This is a genomic window from Pseudomonas sp. Z4-7, from assembly GCF_051131965.1.
In the GTDB taxonomy this organism is placed as follows: domain Bacteria; phylum Pseudomonadota; class Gammaproteobacteria; order Pseudomonadales; family Pseudomonadaceae; genus Aquipseudomonas.
In genome coordinates, this window is record NZ_CP071642.1 from 264,386 (window position 1) to 285,066 (window position 20,681).

The following is a 20,681-nucleotide window of genomic DNA, read 5'->3' on the forward strand; positions in this document are numbered from 1 at the left end:
GCAATGACCAAGGCTGCTCCGACGCCTATAATGCCGGCCTTTCGTTCCCTCTCGGCACCCTCGGAGCCCGCATGACCCAGGATCAACTCAAACAGGCCGTGGCCCAGGCCGCCGTCGACCTCATCCTCCCGAAGCTGGATGACAAGAGCATCGTCGGGGTCGGCACCGGCTCGACCGCCAATTGCTTCATTGACGCGCTGGCGCAGCACAAGGGTGCGTTCGATGGCGCGGTCGCCAGCTCCGAAGCCACCGCCGCGCGCCTCAAGGGCCACGGGATCCCGGTGTACGAGCTCAACACTGTGAGCGACCTGGAGTTCTACATCGACGGCGCCGATGAAAGCGATGCGCACCTGAACCTGATCAAGGGCGGTGGCGCTGCATTGACCCGCGAGAAGATTGTCGCGGCAGTCGCCAAGACCTTCATCTGCATCGCCGACGCCAGCAAGCTGGTGCCAGTACTCGGCGCCTTCCCGCTGCCGGTGGAAGTTATCCCCATGGCCCGCAGTCACGTCGCCCGTCAGTTGGTGAAACTGGGCGGCGATCCGGTGTATCGCGAAGGTGTGCTGACCGACAACGGCAACATCATCCTCGACGTCCACAACCTGCAGATCACCAACCCGGTGGAGCTGGAACGCCAGATCAACGCCATTGTCGGCGTGGTCACTAACGGCCTGTTCGCCGCACGTCCGGCGGATGTGCTGTTGCTGGGGACTGCTGAAGGGGTGAAGACGCTGCGGGCTGAATAACCCGGCGGATAGTTATTGGTTCACACCGGACCCTGTGGGAGCGAGCTTGCTCGCGATGACGAAGGCACATTCGACATCCATGCAAGCTGACCCACCGCTATCGCGAGCAAGCTCGCTCCCACATGGGGTCTATGCGAGCTTAAGGCCGCGCCTTCTTGAACACATAAAACAGATTCGGCTCACTCACCACATACAGGTTGCCATCGTCATCCATGGCCAGGCCTTCAGCCTGGGGGACGGTTTTTTGCAGGCCGTGGCGGCCCTTGCTTAACGACAGCGTGCTCAACGGACGGCCATTGATATCCAGCTCGATGATCAACCGCGACTCGTCGGACAGCGCCATCAGGTGACCGCTGCGCTCATCGTATTGCAGGCTTGAAAGGTCGCGCACAAAGAGCCCGGCGTCACGCTTGGGATTGTTGACGACGTGCACCGCATAGGATTTTTCCGGGTTGTGGTGGGGAAACCCGTGGACCTCGTAGATCAGCATCGGGTCGCGCTCCTTCGCCACGAATAGCCGCTTGCCCAGGGAGTCGTAGGCCAGCCCTTCGAAACCCTTGTTGCTGCTCATGTGCACCCCGAGCGAGATCTGCTCGGCTTCGGCCGCGTCCAGGAACCGGGTGTCGTTGTCCAGATGGATCTTGATCAGCCGTTGTTGGCGCTCGTCGGTGATGACATAGATGTTCTCGCTGATGAATTCCACCGCTTCCGAATCACCAAACCCGACCAGGGCTATGCGCCGCAAGATCTTGCCGTCCAGCGACAGCTCGATCAGCTCGGGATTCTTGTTGGTCACGGTGAACAGGGTCTTGCGGATCGGATCGAAGGTCAGCGCCGAAACGTCATCGTCCAACCCTTCGATCACCTGCGCCTCAAGCGCGACCTGGTACTGATCCAGTGCGATTGCCTGCTCGTTGACGGGGTGCCACAGGCTGCTCATGTTGAACCAGGCGCGTTCGAACAGGCGCAGGTACTGGCCCGCCGCGATCAGGGCGATCAGCACGATGGCCAGCAACAGCAGGAACAGTGGCTTGGGACGGACAAGTCGACGCATGTAGGAGGGCTCGGATAAAAACAGGTGGTTGGAAATACCACGACTGCCTGAACTGAAGCTTAATGGCCGCGTGCCACATCCTACACGATGGTGGGAAGTGTCTTACAAAGTCGCGCTGTCAGTGCTGTTTTTCGAAACGGTAGAACAGGTTCGGTTCACTGACGATGTAGAGGGTGCCGGCTTCATCGACAGTGACGCCTTCGGCGCGAGGGATCGTGTCCTTCAGACCGTTGAAGCCGCCGAGCAGGGTCATGAAGCTGACCTGATCGCCTGCTTCGTCCAGTTCCAGCAATAAATGGGAGTCGGCCGATAGCACCAGCGTGTGGCCGGTGCGCGGGTCTACGGCCAGGGCGGACAGGTTGCGCAGGTCGAGTTCGTTGCTGACATGGATCTGCTTGTCGCCCTTGAGCAACTGGCTCCCGTCGCTTTTCCAGGTGAACAATGCCGGTGGGCGCTCTTCGCCAAGGATCAGCTGCTGATTCTTCGGGTCCCAGACGATGGCTTCGAATCCCTTGTTCTGGTTCTTCGACGTGCCCAGGTCATATTGGGGGAAGTCCTTGATGTTCAGCTCGCGGGTATTGGCATCAACCTGGACGATCGACAGCGTGTGCTTGCGTTCATCGGTGATGGCCAGCAGGCCGTTTTCCATGAAAGCCACGCCTTCAGGGTTGCCCCAGCCCACCAGCGGCATCTTGCGCAAGACGTCACCCTGCAGGTTCAGCTCCACCAGGAATGGATTTTTGCCCATCACCGCGAACAGGGTCTTGGTCTGTGGGCTATAGGTCAGGTCGGACGCTTCGTCGTCTTCCATTCCCGGGAGCGCCTTGGCGTCAATGACAGCGTGGTAATCAGGCAGCCAGATGCTTTCCCGGCGCTCGGCCTGGCTCTGGAAGCGCTCCGACACCCAAAGCAGGCCCCGGTCATCCCAATGCATGGCGAATGCCAGGCCATAAGCGCTGGCGCCCGCGATCAGCAGCCAGACATACCAGGGCAGGGCGAAGCGAGAGCGACGGGATGCTTTGGGGGTGGGCAGTGCTTGGGTCTTGGCCATCAGGGGACACGTTCCAGGAAATTCGGCTAGGGGCTGGCTGGCTCAGATGCCGCATTGCCCGGAATTATCCGGATGGCATGTGAAAAAAACGGTAAATGGCCGGATGGCCGCTCAGGCTAACCTGTGGGAGCGAGCTTGCTCGCGATAGCGGTGTGTCCGACATGTTGATGTCGGCTGACATGACGCAATCGCGAGCAAGCTCGCTCCCACAGGATGGACAGATGCAGCCGTTAACGAACACTGCTCTCGAAGCGGCTCGCGCCCGGCAGTTCCAGCACCAGTTCGTCACCGACGTTCAACGGCCCGACGCCGGCCGGCGTGCCGGTCAGGATCACGTCGCCGGCCTGCAGCGAGAAACAGCCGGCCATATACTGGATCATCGGCACGATGGGGTTGAGCATCAGGCTGCTGTTGCCGTCCTGGCGCACTTCGCCATTGATGACCAGGCGAACGGGGATGTCGGTCAGGTCGGCGAAGGTGTCCTTCGAGACGAACGGGGCGATCACCGCCGCGCCGTCGAAAGACTTGGCGACTTCCCAGGGCAGTCCCTTGCCCTTGAGCTCGGCCTGCTTGTCCCGCAGGGTCAGGTCCAGGGCCGGAGCGAAGCCGGAGATCGCGTCCAGCACTTCCTCAGCGCTGGGCCGGGTGGACAGCGGCTTGCCGATCAGCACGGCGATTTCCGCCTCGTAATGCACCGACCCGCGGTCGGTGGGAATGCTGAAGCCGCCTTCCAGCGGCACCACGCAGCTGCCTGGCTTGATGAACAGCAACGGCTCGGTGGGCACCGGATTATCCAGTTCCTTTGCATGCTCGGCATAGTTGCGGCCAATGCACACCACTTTCCCGATCGGGAAATGAATACGCGTACCGTCGACATACTGGTGCTGATAGCTCATAACCGACTCCTGCCTTTGGATTTTCATCAGGTGTTTATAAGGGTCAAACCGCGAAGATCTTGCCCGGGTTCATGATGCCGTTGGGGTCAAAGACTGCCTTTACCGCTTTCATGTACTCGATCTCCACCGGCGAGCGACTGTAGGTCAGATAGTCGCGTTTGGTCATGCCCACGCCGTGCTCGGCGGAAATCGAGCCGTTGTACTTCTCGACGGTCTCGAACACCCATTTGTTCACCGTCGCGCACTTGGCGAAGAATTCATCCTTGCTCAGGTTTTCCGGCTTGAGGATGTTCAGGTGCAGGTTGCCGTCACCGATGTGGCCGAACCAGACGATTTCGAAGTCCGGGTAGTGTTCGCCGACGATTGCATCGATTTCCCGCAAGAATGCCGGTACCTTCGAGACGGTTACCGAGATGTCGTTCTTGTACGGCGTCCAGTGCGAGATGGTTTCGGAGATGTACTCGCGCAATTTCCACAGGTTCTGCAACTGGGTTTCGCTCTGGCTCATCACGCCGTCGAGCACCCAGCCTTGTTCGACACAGTGCTCAAAGGTTTCCAGCGCGTGGTTGGCGACTTCTTCGGTGGTGGCCTCGAATTCCAGCAGGGCGTAGAACGGGCAGTCGGTCTCGAAAGGCGCCGGCACGTCGCCGCGACCGAGGACCTTGGCCAGGGCCTTGTCGGAGAAAAACTCGAATGCGGTCAGGTCCAGTTTGCCCTGGAAGGCATGCAGCACCGGCATGATCGAATCGAAATCCGGCGTGCCGAGCACCATCGCGGTGAGGTTTTTCGGCGCCCGATCCAGGCGCATGGTGGCTTCGACCACGAAGCCAAGCGTGCCCTCCGCGCCGATGAACAGCTGGCGCAAATCGTAGCCGGTGGCGTTCTTGATCAGGTCTTTGTTCAGCTCCAGCACGTCGCCCTTGCCGGTGACGACTTTCATGCCCGCCACCCAATTACGCGTCATGCCGTAGCGAATGACTTTGATTCCGCCGGCATTGGTGCCGATATTGCCGCCAATCTGGCTGGAACCGGCTGAAGCAAAATCCACCGGGTAGTACAGGCCATGTTCCTCGGCCTTGTTCTGCAGTTGTTCGGTGACCACGCCCGGCTGGCACACGGCGGTGCGGTCGGTCAGGTTCACGTCGAGAATCTGGTTCATGTAGTCGAAGGACACCACGACTTCGCCATTGGCCGCCACGGCCGCGGCGGACAGCCCGGTACGTCCGCCCGAGGGGACCAGCGCGACCTTGTGCGCATTGGCCCAGCGCACGATGGCCTGGACCTGTTCGATGGTCTTGGGAAAGACGATGGCCACCGGCGCCGGAGCGAAATGCTTGGTCCAATCCTTGCCGTAAGCATTCAGGGAGTCGGCATCGGTCAGGACCTTGCCAGGCTCAACCAGGGTCTTCAGCTCATCTATCACGGCAGGATTGGTCATCGACAGAACTCTCGAACAATTCATGGTCATCCTGAGAACGCTTCACGTCGCAGGAATGGGTGTTTGCGGGGGGCATATGCTAGCATACCGACCCCGCAGCGTAGTGCCCAACGGCTGTTCTGCGGCGACGGCTGTCATGCCGGTCGGGCCGGCCCAGGCTGCCCGATTCCCTGCCATTTTTCTCCGGGACACAGGTTTACGCAGATGAGCAAGACTTCTCTCGATAAGAGCAAGATCAAGTTCCTTCTTCTCGAAGGCGTCCACCAATCGGCTGTCGACGTCCTCAAGTCGGCGGGCTACACCAGCATCGAGTACATCACCAGTTCTCTGCCGGAAGCCCAGCTCAAGGAAAAGATCGCCGATGCTCACTTCATCGGCATTCGCTCCCGTACTCAACTGACCGAAGAGATCTTCGACCACGCCAAGAAACTGGTCGCGGTCGGCTGCTTCTGCATCGGCACCAACCAGGTTGACCTCAACGCGGCCCGTGAGCGCGGTATCGCGGTGTTCAACGCGCCGTACTCCAACACCCGTTCCGTTGCCGAGCTGGTGCTGGCCGAAGCGATCCTGCTGCTGCGCGGCATCCCCGAGAAAAACGCTTCCTGCCACCGTGGCGGCTGGATCAAGAGCGCGGCCAACTCCTTCGAAATCCGGGGCAAGAAGCTGGGTATCGTCGGCTACGGCTCGATCGGCACCCAGTTGTCGGTACTTGCCGAAGGCCTTGGCATGCAGGTGTTCTTCTATGACACCGTGACCAAGCTGCCACTGGGCAACGCCACCCAGGTCAACGACCTGCATGAATTGCTGGGCATGTCCGACATCGTCACTCTGCACGTACCGGAAACCCCGGCCACCCAGTGGATGATCGGCGAGAAGGAAATCCGTGCCATCAAGAAAGGCGGAATCCTGATCAACGCCGCGCGTGGCACCGTGGTCAAGCTCGACGCCCTGGCCGAAGCGATCAAGGACAAGCACCTGATCGGCGCTGCCATCGACGTGTTCCCGGTGGAGCCGCGCTCCAACGACGACATCTTCGAGAGCCCGCTGCGTGGCCTGGACAATGTGATCCTGACCCCGCACATCGGCGGGTCCACCGCTGAAGCCCAGGCCAACATCGGTCTGGAAGTGGCGGAGAAACTGGTCAAGTACAGCGACAACGGTACTTCGGTATCGTCGGTGAACTTCCCGGAAGTGGCTTTGCCCGCTCACCCTGGCAAGCACCGCCTGCTGCACATCCACGAGAACATCCCGGGTGTGATGAGCGAGATCAACAAGGTCTTCGCGGAAAACGGCATCAACATTTCCGGCCAGTTCCTGCAGACCAACGAGAAGGTCGGCTACGTCGTGATCGACGTCGATGCCGAATACTCCGACCTGGCGCAGGAGAAGCTGCAGCACATCAACGGCACCATTCGTTGCCGCGTGTTGTTCTAAGCAGGCTGGACTTGCAATAAAAAACGGGAGCCCCGCGGGGGGCTCCCGTTTTTTTATCTGGCACAACCTGGAAACCCTGTGGGAGCGAGCCTGCTCGCGAAGGCGCAATATCAGCCAATACAAATAAGTCTGACAGACCGCTTTCGCGAGCAGGCTCGCTCCCACAAGAGAAGCTGCGTTTTCAAGCCGGTGTTACTTCACATTCACCGTGATTTTCTCGGACACGATCGACGGGTCGAACGGCATATGGCCGCTGTCGCCCAGGATCAACTGCAAGGTGTGCTTGCCCGGGGCCAGTTTGATGGTGGCCTCGGTTTGTGCCTTGCCGAAGTGCATGTGGTGGGCGTCGGTCGGAATCGGCGCGCCTTCCTTCGGCACGTCGTCGACATCGATCAGCAAATGGTGATGGCCGGTGTTCTTGGTCACATCGCCCGCCGGAGCCAGGGCGATATCCTTGACGCCGAACTTGACCTTGAATTCCTGGCTGACGGTGGCGCCATCTTCCGGGGAAACGATGAACACTTCTGCGCCCTTGGGGGCCGGGGTCGCCGCTGTTGCCAGCATCGAGGTGCCCAACAACAGGCCAGCCAACGCGGCACGAGACATAAAGCTTTTCATTTTTTTCTCCAGTTTTTCGATGAAATCCGCTGAGTCATGACAACTTCATGAACAATCGTTGTCGAAGCCTGCAACAACCATAGCAAAGCGAGCCTGAGACGAGCGTCGCTTGTATAAATTCTAGGAGTGACCATGCGTTTCCTGCCTGGCCTGATCTGCCTGCTACCCCTTTTGAGCCCTTTGGCCCATGCCGAATTGATCGACGATATCAACGACCGGGGCGAGTTGCGCATCGCTCTTGAGGCCAACACGGCGCCCTTCAACTTCAAGGAAGACGGCAAACTCACTGGCTTCGAAGTGGAGCTGGGCGAAATGCTCGCGAACGAACTCGATGTACGCGCCGATTTCGTTGTCACCGATGCCGAGGATTTGCTGGCCGGTGTGGAAACCGGCAAATACGACGTCGCCATCAATCACATAGCACTGACCCCGGAACTGGCGGATCGTTTCGATACCAGTACCCCTTACAGCCAACCGGATGCGCAGTTGCTGGCAAGCAAGGACGAGTCGCAACGTCCGCTGGTCATGGCGCAGTCGTTCCAGGCGCAGGACAAGAAAGGCCCGCCGCCCAGCCTGGTGATTCCGTTCCAGAAGGACAACCCGGCCTTCAAGGCCAGCCTGGACAATGCCCTGGCGCGGATCAAGGAGGATGGGCGGCTGGAGCAGTTGTCGCAGAAGTGGTTGAAACAGCCGGAGTGAAAAAATGGAATCACCCGTGGCGAGGGAGCTTGCTCCCGCTGGGCTGCGAAGCAGTCCTAGTCCGGATCAGGTGATTTCCCGGACAGACCGCATCAGCCGCCTTGCGACGGCTGCGCCGCCGAGCGGGAGCAAGCTCCCTCGCCACGGGGGGCAGCATCCATACGGTCGATTGATCTGTCTTCAAGGCTTACGCCACACACTGGCCAACCAAGGCTGCTGTTCCCGTGGCAGCCCCGCCGGCCGGTAATAATGCTCCAGCTCCACAAAACCTGCCGCGCCCAGCAGCCTGCGCCAGGCGTCGAGATCGTGGTAGGCGCCGAAGCGCTGGCCGTTCCAGCCTTCCTGGTTTTCGCCTCGTGGATTGGAGCTGAACAGAACCCCTCCAGCCTTTAGCGTGGCGTGCAGCTGCCTGAGCACGCGGGGCAGTTCCTGGACTGGAATATGAAACAGCACCGCGTTGGCAAAAATCCCATCAAAGCGTCCATCCGGCAGGTCGAGTTTCAGGAAGTCCTGTTGCCACACCTCGCACCCGCTGTCCTGGCGGGCCATCCGGGCGAATTCTTCGGAACCGTCCAGGCCGACCGCGACATGGCCCATGCCGGTGAACGTACGCAAATCCCGCCCCGGACCGCAGCCGAAGTCGAGGATATGAAACGGCGCCTGGCCCTGGATGTGGCGCAGCAACGCATCGATGTTCTGGCTGACATCATGATCGCGGGTGCCTTCGCGAAAATTCTCGGCCACGGCGTTGTAATGACCCAGGGTCGTGGCGGTGATGACGTGCAGGTCTTCGGCAGTGTGTTTCATGATCGCGGGCTTTGCTGGGGAGTGTTTGACGACTATACCGCAAGCCCGCCGGCCGCCAATCGCGAGCTGGCTCGCTCCCACAATGAGTCGCGCTTCAGCGTTTGTTCAGGCCGCGCGCCAGACGATCGCCCCCCAACTGGATCACCGCGACCAGCGCCACCAGCAGCACGATAACCGTGAGCATGATCTGGCTGTCGAACCGCTGGTAGCCGTAACGGTAGGCGATGTCACCCAGGCCACCGGCGCCGATCGCCCCGGCCATGGCCGAGGAATTGATCATGGTCACCAAAGTGATGGTAAAACCGCCGACGATGCCTGGCAGCGCCTCCGGCAGCAATACGTGCCAGACGATATGCCAGCGCCGGCAACCCATGGCCTGGGCCGCTTCGATCAGGCCGTGGTCGACTTCCCGCAGGCTGACTTCGGCGATGCGGGCAAAAAACGGCGTCGCGGCGATGGTCAGCGGCACCACCGCAGCCCACACGCCGTAGGTCGTGCCGACAATCAGCCGAGTGAACGGAATCAGCGCCACCATCAGGATCAGGAACGGGATCGAGCGAAACAGGTTCACGAACGCGCCCAAGGCACGGTTAAGCGCCGGTGCCTCGTAAATGCCGCCCTTGCCGCTGGTGACCAGGATAACCGCCAGCGGAATGCCCGCCAGCAACGCGATCAATGACGACACACCGACCATGAGGAACGTGTCGATGAAGCCCTGCAATAAGCGATCAAGCCACATAACCCAGCACCTCCACCCGTTGCGCCCATGCACCTGCCCGCTGACGCAACTCCTCGGCGCCCAGTGAGGAGCCGCTCACGGCCAGCAGTAATTGTCCCAGCCCATGTCCCTGGATCCGTTCGATGCCGCCGTGCAACAGTCGCACCCGGCCACCGAGGGCGCCGAACAGGGCTGCGAGGTCCGGTTCATCACGGGCGGTACCGGTGAATTGCAGGCGCAGCACCGTGGCTGCGTCCGTCGAGGCCGGTTGCGGCTGCAAACGGTTCTGCAGTTCTTCAGGCAGCGCGTGCTGCAACGGCGCCAGCAGCGTCCGGCTGACCTCATGTTGCGGGTTGCCGAAGACTTCCCAGACCGGCCCCTGCTCAACGATCCGCCCTTGCTCCAGCACCACTACCCGGTCGCAGACTTCGCGGATCACCGCCATCTCGTGGGTAATCAGCACGATCGTCAGGCCCAGCCGGTGGTTGATCTCCCGCAGCAGGCGGAGGATCGACTGAGTGGTCTCCGGATCCAGCGCCGAAGTCGCCTCGTCACACAGCAGGATCTGCGGATCGTGGACCAGCGCCCGGGCGATGCCGACCCGCTGCTTCTGCCCGCCTGAGAGTTGTGCCGGATAGGCCTTGTGCTTGCCATCCAGACCCACCAGTTCGAGCAGCTCGCGGACCTTGCGCTGGCGTTGCTCCTTGGGCACCCCGGCGACTTTCAGCGGCAGCTCGACGTTCTGCCAGACGGTCTTGGCCGACATCAGGTTGAAATGCTGGAAGATCATGCCGATGCGCCGGCGCAGCTCGACCAGGCGATCCTCATCGAACTCGCCGATATCCACCTGATCGATCAGCACCCGACCGCTGGTGGGTTGCTCGAGGCGGTTGATGGTACGGATCAGCGATGACTTGCCGGCGCCGCTGCGGCCGATGATGCCGAACACCTCGCCGCGCTGGATCGCCAGGTCGATGCCGTGCAGCGCGTTCACCGGTCCTTGGGCGCCCAGGTAGGTTTTGCCCAGTCCGACAAAACGCACGTGGGCCCGGTTGAGCTGTGGGTGCAGCTCGGTGCTTTCGGCGCTTCGGCGCGTGGGCGTTTGCTGTTCAAGCAAAGCGTTGACGGCATTCATATCAGCTTTCCCAGCCGGCTTGATAAAGCTTCCCATGAGCCTTGTCCAAGGCTGCGCGCACGGCCGGGGAGTGCTGATAGATATCGACGAACTTGATCAGCCGCGGGTCGCTTTTGCTCTTGGGCTGGATCACGAACTGGATGACGTATTCCTTGTGATCGAGGCCGTCGAACAGCAACGCGGACGTCGCGTCGAAGGTGTTCGCCAGGCGGATATAGGCCGGGTAGCCCTGCACCAGATCGGCGTCTTCATAGGCGCGCACCAGTTGCACGGCTTCGACCTGCAGGATCTTGATCTTCTTCGGATTGGCGACAATGTCGTCTTCGGTGGCCTTGTAGCCGACGCCCGGCTTGAGCTGGATCAGCCCGGCCTTGGCCAGCAGTTGCAAGCCGCGACCGCTGTTGATCGGGTCGTTGGCTATGGCGACGCTCGCGCCTTCGGGCAGCTCGTCGAAGCTTTTGTATTTTTTCGAGTAGAGGCCGACATTGTTGATGATTCCCGGCGCGAACGGCACCAGGTCGAACCCAGCGGCTGCCTTGGCGTTTTCCAGGAAGGGAATGTGCTGGAAATAATTCACGTCAATGTCACCCGAAGCGAGGCTGACGTTAGGCGCGATCCAGTCACTGAATTCCACCAGCTCAACCTTCAGGCCTTGTTTGCCGGCCTCTTCGACAGCGGCCTCCAGAGGAATGGCGAAGGCGGCGGTGGTGCCGATTTTCAACGGCGCGTCGGCGGCGAACAGCGCTGAGCTGAACAGGCCGAGGGCCAGGGCCAGTGCTTTGACTGGCAGGGTCAGGAGTTGCTTGGTCATGTCGGTTGTTCCAGTCATTAATGAGTCATGTGCTTTCGTGGCGAGGGAGCTTGCTCCCGCTGGGCTACGAAGTAGCCCGAGCTTTTTTGGGCGGGCTTCGCCCACCAGCGGGAGCAAGCTCCCTCGCCACGGTCATCGCCGGTAGTTCGAGCCAGTGTGTTGGCCGGGTAGTCGCGCTTGCGCGTGAAACAGCTTTTCCCGCAACGTCCCCCCGTCGTATTCGGTCTTGTACGACCCGCGGCGCTGCAGCTCGGGAATCACCAGGTCGATGAAATCCACGTAGCTTTGTGGCGTGACGATGCGGGTCAGGTTGAAGCCGTCGAGGCCGGTCTCGGCGATCCACGATTCCAGCTCGTCGGCGACCTGTTCGGGCGAGCCGACAACGGTGATGTAGCGACCGCCCAAGGCGTGTTGCTCCAGAAGCTTGCGTCGGGTCCAGTCGTTGTTCTGCAAGGTCTTGGTCGCGGACTGGATGGCGTTGCTCTTCACGTACTGGATCGGTTCGTCCAGTTCGTACTCGGAAAAATCGATGCCCGTCGACGCGGAGAAATGCGCCACGCCGGCCTCGGCGCTGGCATACCCCAGGTACTCGGCATGCTTGGCCCAGGCCGCTGCTTCGGTCTCGCCGACAATCACGTTCAAGCCCATGAACACCTTGATGTCCTCGGCATTGCGTCCGGCCGCGACGGCGCTGGCGCGGACCTTGTCCACCTGGGCCCTGGTCGCCGGCTTGTTCTGGCCGCTGATGAACACGCACTCGGCATGGCGCCCGGCGAACAGCAGCCCGCGCTCGGAGCTGCCAGCCTGGAACAGCACCGGTGTGCGTTGGGGCGATGGCTCGCAGAGGTGATAACCCTCGACCTGATAAAACTCGCCCTGGTGCCTGACCTTGTGCACTTTTTCTGGCTGGGCGTAGATCCGTTGCTGGCGATCGTTGAGCACCGCATCGTCTTCCCAGCTGCCCTCCCAGAGTTTGTAGAGCACCTCCAGGTACTCGTCGGCCTGGTCATAACGGCGGTCGTGCTCGACCTGCGCGCCAAGGCCCATGGCTTTCGCGGCGCTGTCCAGGTAGCCGGTGACAATGTTCCAGCCAACCCGGCCGCGGCTCAGGTGATCCAGCGTGCTCATGCGTCGGGCGAACAGGTACGGCGGCTCATAGGTGAGGTTGGCGGTGAGGCCGAAGCCGAGGTTGCGGGTGACGGCAGCCATTGCCGAGACCAGCAGCAATGGGTCGTTGACCGGCAGCTGGATCGACTCTTTCAGCGTGACCTCCACCGATTGCTGGTAAACGTCATAGACCCCGACGATATCGGCAATGAACAACCCGTCGAACAGGCCGCGCTCCAGTAGCTGGGCCAGACCGGTCCAGTATTCGAGCGTGTTGTACTGGGTCGAGGTGTCCTGCGGATGCGTCCACAAGCCGTGGTTGATATGACCGATGCAGTTCATGTTGAACGCGTTGAGGAGGATTTTTTTCTTGTCGAGGGCCATCAGATGGTCCCTCGTAATGGTGGTTTTTCGTCGTTGAGGTAGAAATTGCCGACCGCGTGATATTTCCAGCGCACCGGGTCATGCAGCGTATGCACCCGGGCGTTGCGCCAGTGACGATCCAGGCCATGTTCGGCCAGGGTCGCCTGGCTGCCGGCCAGTTCGAACAGCGTGCTGCCGGCGGCCAGGGAGATTTCGGTGCTGATGGCCCGGGCTTCGGCCACGGCAATCGAGGCCGCCGCCACCGTTTCGGCGTTGCTGTCCGCCTGGGCGCGGTCGAGGAATTCGCCTGCGCGTTCCAGCAGGGCTTCGGCGGCGTGCAGGCGAATGTTCAAATGGCCGAAGCTCTTGAGCGTATGCGGATCCTGGGTGGCGACATCGCTGGTGGCGTCGATCCACGGCCGGGTTTTGCTGCGGACAAAATGCAACGCATCTTCATAGGCGGCGCGGGCAATGCCGGTGTCGATGGCGGCATGGAGAATCTGCGCCAACGGGCCCACCGGAGTAGGGCGCTCGAAGGCGCTCTGGAACGGCACGATGTCTTCGGCAGCGACATGCACGGCTTCGAACACCACCGAGCCGCTGCCCGTGGTGCGCTGGCCGAAACCGCTCCAGTCGTCGATAACCGTCAGGCCCTGGCTGTTGCGCGGAACGAACGCCAACTGCTGCACGCCGTTCTCGTCCACCACCGAAGTAGGGATGCGCTGGGCATAGATCGCCCCGGTGGCGTAAAACTTGCGGCCGTTGATGCGGTACCCGTCGCCATCGCGAAGCAGTTGGGTGGTGCGCTCGTGAGCAGTCCTGGTTCCCAGCTCCGCCAGGGCATTGCCGAACCGCTGACCGGCCAGCACTTCGGCATACAGCCGTTGCTTCTGCGCTTCGCTACCGTTTACCCGCAGCACTTCCAGGGCGTAGTAGTGGTTCTGGGGGATTTGCCCGAGCGAGCCATCGGCCTGGGCGATCAGCGCCACGACCTTCGCCAGCGTGACGTTGGAAACGCCGGCGCCGCCGTAGGCCTTGGGCACGCTGATGCCCCACAGGCCGGAGCGGGTGAAGGCTTCCAGCTCCGGGTGCGGCAGGCGCCGTTCGCGATCGCGCAGGGCGCTGTCGCGCTTGAAGTCATCGGCCAGGTCGCTGGCGACAATCAGGGCTTGTTCATCGCTGGTGATCACCGCGACGTGTTGGGAAAGCGTCATGTGCTGCTCCAGTGGTCGGGTCGTCAGATCCAGGAATGTCGGGCGGGCAAGGTCCCGTTCAGGTGGTAGTCGCCGATTGCGTGGTATTTCCAGCGCACCGGGTCGTGCAGGGTGTGGACCCGCGCGTTGCGCCAGTGGCGGTCGAGGTTGAACTCGGCAAGGGTGGCGCGGCTGCCGGCCAGCTCGAAGAGTTTTTCGCTGGCTTGCAGGGCGATTTCGGTGGTCAGCACCTTGGCTTCGGCGACGGCTATCGAAGCGCGGGCGGCGGACTGTGCAGTGATCGGCGCGGCGTTAACCTGGTCCAGTACGTGCCCCGCCTTGCGCAACAAAGCCTCGGCGGCATGCAGTTCGATTTTCAGCTTGCCGACGTCGGCGATTACGTACAGATCGTCGCTGGCCCGCTCGACCTTGGCATCGATCCAGGGCCGGGCGCGTTCGCGAACGAAGGCGATCGCGTCATCGATAGCGCCGCGGGCGATTCCCAGGTCAATCGCCGCCTGGATCAGCTGCGAGAAGGCGCCTTGCACGTTTGGCGTTTCGTTGATGCGCCAGTTGTCCAGGACCAGTTCGGCGTCGACCCGCACATTGTTCAGCAGCACGGTGCCGCTGGCCGTGGTGCGCTGGCCGAAGCCCGACCAGTCGTCGACGATGCGCAGGCCCGGGGTGCCGCGCCGGACGAACGCCAGCACCTGGCGACCTTCGTCGTTCAATGCCTTCACGGCAACCCAATGGGCGAACAGGGCGCCGGTGGAGTAGAACTTCTGTCCATTGATGACGAAGCCATCGCCATCGGCGGTGATCCGCGCCTTGAGGTCCAGGGTGTTGCGGGTGCCGCGCTCCGGCCCGGCGTTGCCGATGCGCCAGCCTTCGAGCACGCTCTGGAGGAGAATTTTCTTTTGCCGTTCGGTGCCCGTGGCGAGAATCAGCTGGAGCACGCCGAACTGGTTCTGCGGGATCTGCCCGAGGGCCGGATCGGCTGCGGAAATGATCGCGAACACTTCGGCGATGGTAACTGAAGAGACTTGCGGGCCGCCGTACTCACGAGGAACGGCAATGCTGCCAAGCCCGCTGCGGGTGAATTGCTCGATTTCCGCCCAGGGCAGCTTGCGCTGCTGATCGCGGCGCGCGGCCTGCTGGCGAGCAACCTGTGCGAGTTCATGCGCGGCCTTGATTGCCTCGGCATCGGTGCGCAGCACCTGTGCCGGCAATAACAATGGAGCCACATCCAGGTCGCTATGGACCTTTGCTTGCGCCAGATCGGACATTACAGCCACTCCGTGGCTGCGTGCAGTGCCTTGGCGCCCTGCACTGGGGCGTTTGTGTTCCGTACCATACCCACCTCACATCTCAAGAAAACACCGCGATGAATGCGGTGGCGAAAATCAAGAATGTCCGGTGGTCCGGTCGATATACCCTAAACGCGTATAAAATGTTTTTGAACTATCTTTTAGGAATATCGATAGGCTGGATTTAAATTCAAGGAGCCCGCATGGGCGAAACGGCTCTTGTGGTGAGGGAGCAGATCCCTGTCACAAAAACCGATTATTTTTGCCAAGGCATTTCAACGACCATCAACAACGCTTTTGGCGGGGCTCTTCAGATTCGCATTCGCGCAACCGATCTTCAATGTCCGCGGCGGTGCCCAATGGGAGGTGTTGCCTACACGATCAAGGATGCAATAGGTCACTTCCAGGCGCAGGTCTTCGCCGGCTTCGGTGATTATTTCCGGTGGCACCCAGACATGGATCGGCTGGCCCACCTCGCAAGGTTTGATCCGAGGCAAGTCCATCCGTACATCGCCCCAGCGCACGGTGATCGCATCGTCGGCGGCCATGTTCAGGTAGGGCTCGATGGTCAGCGGTACGCCACGCTTGATCTGATTCGGATTGACGCCCTGGCGACGGATGGCCTGGGGGATACGCACCGGTGCCAGGCTCTGGTTTTCATCGCCGATCAAGGTCGAAGGCCGACCTCCGGGGCAGTCGAGTTTGACTTGCACCTGTTGCGGAGCCGACAGCGCCGGCCCCCGCCCGACCCGCATGACGCGGTAATGGATGCATGAAGTCCCGTTGACGACGAAGCTTTCGGGTATCCGCAGCGTGATGCCGCCATGGGTATCCGCCTCGGCTACCTGGCGGGAGCCGACGTAGCAGTTATCCCAGAACAGTTCGATCAGATCGCCCGCGTCCATGCCGGAATAAGGTGTGATGAGCACTTCCAGCCGAGCGGCGCTGGTGATGTTGATACCGGTATGCAGGGCATTGGCCAGCGCGGGCGCGGCCAGTTCGAGGATCGGTGACGTACATGTCATGGTGTTCTCCTTGGTGTCCATATCGAACTGTTTCATAAAGGTCAAAGGCACGGATAAACGCGGCATTGTTTATTGCTTTGCAATAAACTCATGAACTTTCAGTGCAAGACTGAGGGGAATTAAAAATAAGGCGCGTCGCTTGTTGGCTTCTAGATAAGGGTTGGGCAGTTACAGTGTCAATAGAAGGGCGGGATTAATGCTTGATTGGCCAACTCTTCAGAAGTTTCCTACGCGATGCAGTTAGTAATACTTGCTGTCAGACGCCACTTTCCTTGCCCCGGCGTCTGTCGTATTGCTTACGGTAGCTGAAGGCGCGAGACAACGGGCGAGGGGGGCGACATAAGTGTTACGCAAGGTATACGCATGTCGTGCTGAAAAGTTTCTCAACTGAGGTCGGGGCTGTAAGTTGTTTCGTAGCGGTCAAGAGTATGACATTCAAGTTATCCACTTCCTTCCATGGAAGTGTGCCGGATAACTTATTGCGCGGCGTGTGCGGAGAGGAACTTACTGAGGAATTGTCGAGTACGCTCTTCTTTAGGGGCCGCGAACAAAGCCTTGGCTTCCCCTTGCTCGACGATCACACCTTTATCGAAGAACACCACGCGATTGGCCACGTCCCGGGCGAAGCCCATTTCGTGGGTGACGATCACCATGGTGCGTTTTTCTTCGGCCAGGCCGCGAATGGTCGCCAGTACCTCGCCCACCAGTTCGGGGTCGAGGGCCGAGGTCGGCTCGTCGAACAGGATCACCGCCGGCTCCATCGCCAGCGCCCGGGCAATTGCCACGCGCTGCTGCTGGCCGCCGGACAGGCGCCGTGGGTAGGCGTCTTCCTTGCCGGCCAGCCCGACCTTGGCCAGGAGCTTGCGCCCCAGGGCTTCGGCTTCGGCACGGGGAATTTTTTTCACCACCTGGGGACCTTCGGTGACATTTTCCAATGCGGTGCGATGGGGAAATAGGTTGAAGTTCTGGAATACGAACCCTACCTGCTGACGCAAACGCCTGACCAGGCCCTGTTGCTGGTTCAGCGGGCGGCTGCCATCGATCTCGATGTCGCCGACCTTGATCCGGCCACTGCTGGGCTCTTCGAGAAAGTTCAGGCAGCGCAGGAAGGTGGTCTTGCCCGAGCCGCTGGGGCCGATGATCGCTACCACTTCGCCTTCTTCGATCTTCAGGTCGATGCCGTTGAGCACTACCTGACCCTTGAACTGCTTTGTCAGTTTTTCCACGACAATCATCGGTCAGGACTCCTGGTCATGCCGATTGACCCGGGCTTCCAAGACGTTCTGCAAGTGCGAAAGCACGGTGGCAAGAACCCAATAGATCAGCGCGGCGGCAAGGTACATGGTGAAGATTTCGAAGGTTCTGGCGGTGATCAGCTGCGCCTGGCGGAACAGCTCCGGTACCTGGATGGTCGCCGCCAATGCAGTGTCCTTGACCAGGGATATGAAGCTGTTGCCCAACGGTGGCAGGGCTGTGCGTGCGGCTTGCGGCAGGATGGCCCGACGCAGGGTCTGCGCGCGGGTCATGCCGATACTGGCCGCCGCTTCCCACTGGCCGCGTTCGATGGAGCTGATCGCGGCCCGCAGGATTTCGCAGGCGTAGGCCGCCATGTTCAGCGAAAAACCGATCAGTGCCGCCGGCAGTGGGTCCAGCTCGATGCCCAGTTGCGGCAAGCCGTAATAGATCACGAACAACTGCACCAGCAACGGCGTGCCGCGAAAGAACGACACGTAGATGCGGGCAATCCAGTTCACCGGTTTGAAGCGCGACAAACGCATCAGCGCCAGGCCAAACCCGAGCAGCAAGCCGAAGAACATGCCGCCCAGGCTGAGTATGACCGTGTAATACGCGCCCTTGAGCAAAAAGGGCGCGGAGTCCAGCGCGAGTTGAAGAGCTGCTTCCATTATTGAGTGACGTCAGCGCTGAAGTATTTTTCCGAGAGCTTTTTCAGCGTGCCGTCGGCGCGCAGTTTTTCAATGGCCTTGTTCACGGCTGCCAGCAGCTCGGGCTCGCCTTTGCGCAGGGCAATGCCAGACTCCTGGCGAGAAAAGGCTTCGCTGGTGACGGTGGTGTCCTTGGCTTTCTTGGCGTATTCCAGCGCGGCCAGGCGGTCAATCAGAATGGTATCGATGCGGCCGACACGCAGGTCCTGGAACTTGGTTGGATCATCGTCGTAGGTCTTGACCTGGGCGCCCGGTACTTCTGCCTTGACCCACTGCTCATAGTTGGTGCCCAGGCCCACGCCGACTTTTTTGCCGTCCAGGTCAGCGGCCTTCTTGATGTTCAGTTCGTCGGCTTTTTTGGTCAGTACCAGCGCCTGGATCCCGGAAACAGTGTACGGCTCGGAGAAGTCGTACTTTTTCTTGCGCTCTTCGGAGATGGTCACCTGGTTCACCACGGCGTCAAGACGCTTGGATTCCAGGGCGGCGAGGATACCGGCCCATGGGGTCGTCTGCAGCTTGACCTTGACCCCCAGTTCCTTGGCCAGGGCTTCGGAAAATTCCACTTCGAAGCCAGTCAGTTTGCCGCTGTCATCAACAAAACTGAATGGTGGATAAGTGCCTTCCAGGCCGATCTTGATCTCACCAGCGTCCTTGATTTTTTGCAGCTGCTCACCGGCAACCGCTTGTCCCATCAGCCCGGCGCTCAATGCCAGGCCCAGCGAACCCACCAGCAGGTTGCGACGTAATGCGGAAAAATTCATGACAAGCCCCTGTATTTTTATGATGACGTTTATCTGGAAGAGAAAGGCGTAGCCGCGATCCGAAAGAATTGCCACATCCTGCCCTAAAAGCAGGCTTTGCGTCTCGTGGCAAATACGCCTGCGGCGCGACTATAGGTTGGGTCGTATAGATTGGAAAATAATATTAAATCACGACCATATTCCAATATGTAATCAACATCTTGTAGGAGCGAGCCTGCTCGCTCCACAACGACATTTACCGAGCCTGGAACACCGAGTCATAGGCAAACAGCGCCGGTGCACCGCCGGTATGCAGGAAGATGATCGGGCCGTTTTCAAAGCGGTCGCGACCGATGCCGTCGAGCAGCCCGGCCATGGCCTTGCCGGTATAGACCGGATCGAGCAGCAGGCCTTCCTGGCTCGCCAGCAACTTGACCGCCGCCAGCGTACCGGCGTTGGGCTCGCCGTAGCGGGGGGCGAAGTACTCGTCCCACAGGTTCACCTTGAAGGCCGGCGGCAGGGCCATTTCCAGCAACTGCGCCGTACGTTCGGCGAGCCCCTGGACTTTCGGAAACTGGTCCTCCTCGCTGCGTGAAACCGTCACCCCGATCACGGGAAGGTCCGGCAGGGTTTCGCTCAATGCCAGCGCCAGGCCGCCATGCGTGCCGGCACTGCCAGAGGCCAGCACCACGGCGGCGAATTCAAGTCCGGTGTCCTTGATCTGCTCGGCCAACTCCAGGCCTGCGCGCACATAACCCAAGGCACCCAGGGCATTCGAACCGCCAATCGGCACCAGGTAAGGTTTTTTCCCGTTGCTACGCAGGCGGCCGGCAAGGGCCTGCAACTGTTCGTCGGCGTTGTCCAGGTTTTCAACAAGTTCGACCTTGGCGTCGAACAGCTCCAGCAACAGCCGATTACCGTTGCCCAGGTAATTGCTTTCCTCGGTACCGATGGGGTTTTCCAGCAACGCCACACAACCCAGGCCCAGCTTCGCGGCCAGGGCAGCGGTCTGACGGACATGGTTGGACTGGATCGCGCCGGCAGTGACGAGCGTGTCGGCGCCTTGGGCCAGGGCGTCGGCGGCAAGGTATTCAAGCTTGCGCAACTTATTGCCGCCCAGTGCCAGAGGCGTCAGGTCGTCGCGCTTGACGTAGATGTCGCGGCCGAGCCAGGCGGAGAGACGGTCGAGTTTTTCCAGAGGCGTCGGATGGCTGAGCAGGTCGAGACGATGGAAGCGAGACAACTGTTCTTTGATCATGAGTCCGTACTGGCTGTAGGCGATATCCGGACTATAGGCAGCTGAGTATTCACGGGCAACCGGCATGTGGGCGTTGAGGATGACACTTAATAAGGCAATCAACGGACCCGTGGCGAGGGAGCTTGCTCCCGCTGGGCCGCGCAGCGGCCCCAAAACCTGCCAGATGCGGAGCGTCAGACCCACCGCACTCGCCGGGTTACGACTGCTTCGCAGCCGAGCGGGAGCAAGCTCCCTCGCCACAGGCGCATCATTCTCTCAACTGAACCGCTCCCACAGGATTTGCGTCACCACTGAACGAATGATCTGCGAACTGCGTCATACCCACCCATGGGCTAGTG

20 protein-coding genes are annotated in these 20,681 nt (G+C 60.7%); 3 read left to right on the forward strand and 17 right to left on the reverse strand.

Translation table 11 applies throughout. The features are described 5' to 3' along the window. Positions 1-71: 71 nt before the first annotated feature. Positions 72-746, forward strand: coding sequence for a ribose-5-phosphate isomerase RpiA (rpiA, locus tag J3P91_RS01085; protein ID WP_434570395.1), 675 nt, complete (start codon positions 72-74; stop codon positions 744-746). A 139-nt stretch (positions 747-885) separates the two neighbouring features. Here rpiA and J3P91_RS01090 read toward each other — a convergent pair whose 3' ends face one another. The 4 genes from J3P91_RS01090 to J3P91_RS01105 form a co-directional block, all read right to left on the reverse strand. Then, on the reverse strand, positions 886-1,800 hold the full coding sequence (locus tag J3P91_RS01090) for an SdiA-regulated domain-containing protein (RefSeq protein ID WP_434602488.1): 915 nt from the start codon (positions 1,798-1,800) through the stop codon (positions 886-888). A 118-nt stretch (positions 1,801-1,918) separates the two neighbouring features. Beyond that, on the reverse strand, positions 1,919-2,851 hold the full coding sequence (locus J3P91_RS01095; RefSeq protein WP_434602489.1) for an SdiA-regulated domain-containing protein: 933 nt from the start codon (positions 2,849-2,851) through the stop codon (positions 1,919-1,921). Between the two features lie 230 nt (positions 2,852-3,081). After that, the gene (locus J3P91_RS01100; RefSeq protein WP_305497557.1) at positions 3,082-3,747 is read right to left on the reverse strand and encodes a fumarylacetoacetate hydrolase family protein; all 666 of its coding nucleotides are present in this window, start codon (positions 3,745-3,747) and stop codon (positions 3,082-3,084) included. Positions 3,748-3,790: 43 nt separating this feature from the next. Next, positions 3,791-5,185: an FAD-binding oxidoreductase gene (locus J3P91_RS01105; protein WP_434570389.1), complete on the reverse strand. Its 1,395-nt coding sequence runs from the start codon at positions 5,183-5,185 to the stop codon at positions 3,791-3,793. A gap of 204 nt (positions 5,186-5,389) precedes the next feature. Between J3P91_RS01105 and serA the strand changes: the two genes are divergently transcribed. Further along, positions 5,390-6,619, forward strand: a complete 1,230-nt coding sequence (gene serA, locus J3P91_RS01110; protein ID WP_039592617.1) for a phosphoglycerate dehydrogenase — start codon at positions 5,390-5,392, stop codon at positions 6,617-6,619. Between the two features lie 192 nt (positions 6,620-6,811). On the opposite strand, the gene J3P91_RS01115 is transcribed toward serA, so the two are convergent. Further along, positions 6,812-7,237, reverse strand: a complete 426-nt coding sequence (locus J3P91_RS01115; protein WP_434570387.1) for a DUF4399 domain-containing protein — start codon at positions 7,235-7,237, stop codon at positions 6,812-6,814. Between the two features lie 132 nt (positions 7,238-7,369). On the opposite strand from J3P91_RS01115, the gene J3P91_RS01120 reads away from it, so the two are divergent. Further along, complete coding sequence (locus J3P91_RS01120; protein WP_305497554.1) at positions 7,370-7,936, forward strand: transporter substrate-binding domain-containing protein; 567 nt, start codon at positions 7,370-7,372, stop codon at positions 7,934-7,936. Positions 7,937-8,116: 180 nt separating this feature from the next. On the opposite strand, the gene J3P91_RS01125 is transcribed toward J3P91_RS01120, so the two are convergent. The 12 genes from J3P91_RS01125 to J3P91_RS01180 form a co-directional block, all read right to left on the reverse strand. Continuing rightward, positions 8,117-8,743 carry a class I SAM-dependent methyltransferase gene (locus J3P91_RS01125; protein ID WP_434570385.1) on the reverse strand — a complete coding sequence of 209 codons (627 nt, stop codon included), beginning with the start codon at positions 8,741-8,743 and terminating at the stop codon, positions 8,117-8,119. Between the two features lie 94 nt (positions 8,744-8,837). Beyond that, on the reverse strand, positions 8,838-9,482 hold the full coding sequence (locus tag J3P91_RS01130) for a methionine ABC transporter permease (RefSeq protein WP_368556486.1): 645 nt from the start codon (positions 9,480-9,482) through the stop codon (positions 8,838-8,840). After that, a complete protein-coding gene (locus J3P91_RS01135; RefSeq protein WP_434602490.1) occupies positions 9,472-10,596 on the reverse strand; it encodes a methionine ABC transporter ATP-binding protein in 1,125 nt (374 codons plus the stop codon). The genes J3P91_RS01130 and J3P91_RS01135 overlap by 11 nt, the downstream gene beginning before the upstream one ends. 1 nt (position 10,597) lies before the next feature. Continuing rightward, complete coding sequence (locus J3P91_RS01140; protein ID WP_434602491.1) at positions 10,598-11,407, reverse strand: MetQ/NlpA family ABC transporter substrate-binding protein; 810 nt, start codon at positions 11,405-11,407, stop codon at positions 10,598-10,600. A gap of 132 nt (positions 11,408-11,539) precedes the next feature. Next, a complete protein-coding gene (locus tag J3P91_RS01145; RefSeq protein ID WP_434602492.1) occupies positions 11,540-12,898 on the reverse strand; it encodes an LLM class flavin-dependent oxidoreductase in 1,359 nt (452 codons plus the stop codon). Beyond that, on the reverse strand, positions 12,898-14,091 hold the full coding sequence (locus J3P91_RS01150) for an SfnB family sulfur acquisition oxidoreductase (protein ID WP_434602493.1): 1,194 nt from the start codon (positions 14,089-14,091) through the stop codon (positions 12,898-12,900). Before J3P91_RS01150 ends, J3P91_RS01145 begins: the two co-directional genes overlap by 1 nt. Before the next feature lie 23 nt (positions 14,092-14,114). Beyond that, entirely contained in the window at positions 14,115-15,356 is a 1,242-nt protein-coding gene (locus J3P91_RS01155) for an SfnB family sulfur acquisition oxidoreductase (RefSeq protein ID WP_305497547.1), read from the reverse strand. Between the two features lie 296 nt (positions 15,357-15,652). Continuing rightward, positions 15,653-16,402: a hypothetical protein gene (locus tag J3P91_RS01160; protein WP_434602494.1), complete on the reverse strand. Its 750-nt coding sequence runs from the start codon at positions 16,400-16,402 to the stop codon at positions 15,653-15,655. A gap of 476 nt (positions 16,403-16,878) precedes the next feature. Continuing rightward, positions 16,879-17,637 (reverse strand): L-cystine ABC transporter ATP-binding protein TcyN, encoded by a 759-nt coding sequence (gene tcyN, locus J3P91_RS01165; RefSeq protein ID WP_305497545.1) that lies wholly within the window; start codon positions 17,635-17,637, stop codon positions 16,879-16,881. A gap of 3 nt (positions 17,638-17,640) precedes the next feature. After that, positions 17,641-18,306 (reverse strand): cystine ABC transporter permease, encoded by a 666-nt coding sequence (gene tcyL, locus J3P91_RS01170; RefSeq protein WP_305497544.1) that lies wholly within the window; start codon positions 18,304-18,306, stop codon positions 17,641-17,643. Continuing rightward, entirely contained in the window at positions 18,306-19,106 is an 801-nt protein-coding gene (gene tcyJ, locus J3P91_RS01175) for a cystine ABC transporter substrate-binding protein (protein WP_434570369.1), read from the reverse strand. Before tcyJ ends, tcyL begins: the two co-directional genes overlap by 1 nt. Positions 19,107-19,341: 235 nt before the next feature. Beyond that, on the reverse strand, positions 19,342-20,343 hold the full coding sequence (locus tag J3P91_RS01180) for a D-cysteine desulfhydrase (RefSeq protein WP_434604959.1): 1,002 nt from the start codon (positions 20,341-20,343) through the stop codon (positions 19,342-19,344). Positions 20,344-20,681: the final 338 nt, after the last annotated feature.

Excerpts from the sequence above, each read along its gene's own strand:
- rpiA (WP_434570395.1), top strand. The coding sequence starts at position 72 with ATGACCCAGGATCAACTCAAACAGGCCGTGGCCCAGGCCGCCGTCGAC.
- J3P91_RS01090 (WP_434602488.1), bottom strand. The coding sequence starts at position 1,800 with ATGCGTCGACTTGTCCGTCCCAAGCCACTGTTCCTGCTGTTGCTGGCC.
- J3P91_RS01095 (WP_434602489.1), bottom strand. The coding sequence starts at position 2,851 with ATGGCCAAGACCCAAGCACTGCCCACCCCCAAAGCATCCCGTCGCTCT.
- J3P91_RS01100 (WP_305497557.1), bottom strand. The coding sequence starts at position 3,747 with ATGAGCTATCAGCACCAGTATGTCGACGGTACGCGTATTCATTTCCCG.
- J3P91_RS01105 (WP_434570389.1), bottom strand. The coding sequence starts at position 5,185 with ATGACCAATCCTGCCGTGATAGATGAGCTGAAGACCCTGGTTGAGCCT.
- serA (WP_039592617.1), top strand. The coding sequence starts at position 5,390 with ATGAGCAAGACTTCTCTCGATAAGAGCAAGATCAAGTTCCTTCTTCTC.
- J3P91_RS01115 (WP_434570387.1), bottom strand. The coding sequence starts at position 7,237 with ATGAAAAGCTTTATGTCTCGTGCCGCGTTGGCTGGCCTGTTGTTGGGC.
- J3P91_RS01120 (WP_305497554.1), top strand. The coding sequence starts at position 7,370 with ATGCGTTTCCTGCCTGGCCTGATCTGCCTGCTACCCCTTTTGAGCCCT.
- J3P91_RS01125 (WP_434570385.1), bottom strand. The coding sequence starts at position 8,743 with ATGAAACACACTGCCGAAGACCTGCACGTCATCACCGCCACGACCCTG.
- J3P91_RS01130 (WP_368556486.1), bottom strand. The coding sequence starts at position 9,482 with ATGTGGCTTGATCGCTTATTGCAGGGCTTCATCGACACGTTCCTCATG.
- J3P91_RS01135 (WP_434602490.1), bottom strand. The coding sequence starts at position 10,596 with ATGAATGCCGTCAACGCTTTGCTTGAACAGCAAACGCCCACGCGCCGA.
- J3P91_RS01140 (WP_434602491.1), bottom strand. The coding sequence starts at position 11,407 with ATGACCAAGCAACTCCTGACCCTGCCAGTCAAAGCACTGGCCCTGGCC.
- J3P91_RS01145 (WP_434602492.1), bottom strand. The coding sequence starts at position 12,898 with ATGGCCCTCGACAAGAAAAAAATCCTCCTCAACGCGTTCAACATGAAC.
- J3P91_RS01150 (WP_434602493.1), bottom strand. The coding sequence starts at position 14,091 with ATGACGCTTTCCCAACACGTCGCGGTGATCACCAGCGATGAACAAGCC.
- J3P91_RS01155 (WP_305497547.1), bottom strand. The coding sequence starts at position 15,356 with ATGTCCGATCTGGCGCAAGCAAAGGTCCATAGCGACCTGGATGTGGCT.
- J3P91_RS01160 (WP_434602494.1), bottom strand. The coding sequence starts at position 16,402 with ATGACATGTACGTCACCGATCCTCGAACTGGCCGCGCCCGCGCTGGCC.
- tcyN (WP_305497545.1), bottom strand. The coding sequence starts at position 17,637 with ATGATTGTCGTGGAAAAACTGACAAAGCAGTTCAAGGGTCAGGTAGTG.
- tcyL (WP_305497544.1), bottom strand. The coding sequence starts at position 18,306 with ATGGAAGCAGCTCTTCAACTCGCGCTGGACTCCGCGCCCTTTTTGCTC.
- tcyJ (WP_434570369.1), bottom strand. The coding sequence starts at position 19,106 with ATGAATTTTTCCGCATTACGTCGCAACCTGCTGGTGGGTTCGCTGGGC.
- J3P91_RS01180 (WP_434604959.1), bottom strand. The coding sequence starts at position 20,343 with ATGATCAAAGAACAGTTGTCTCGCTTCCATCGTCTCGACCTGCTCAGC.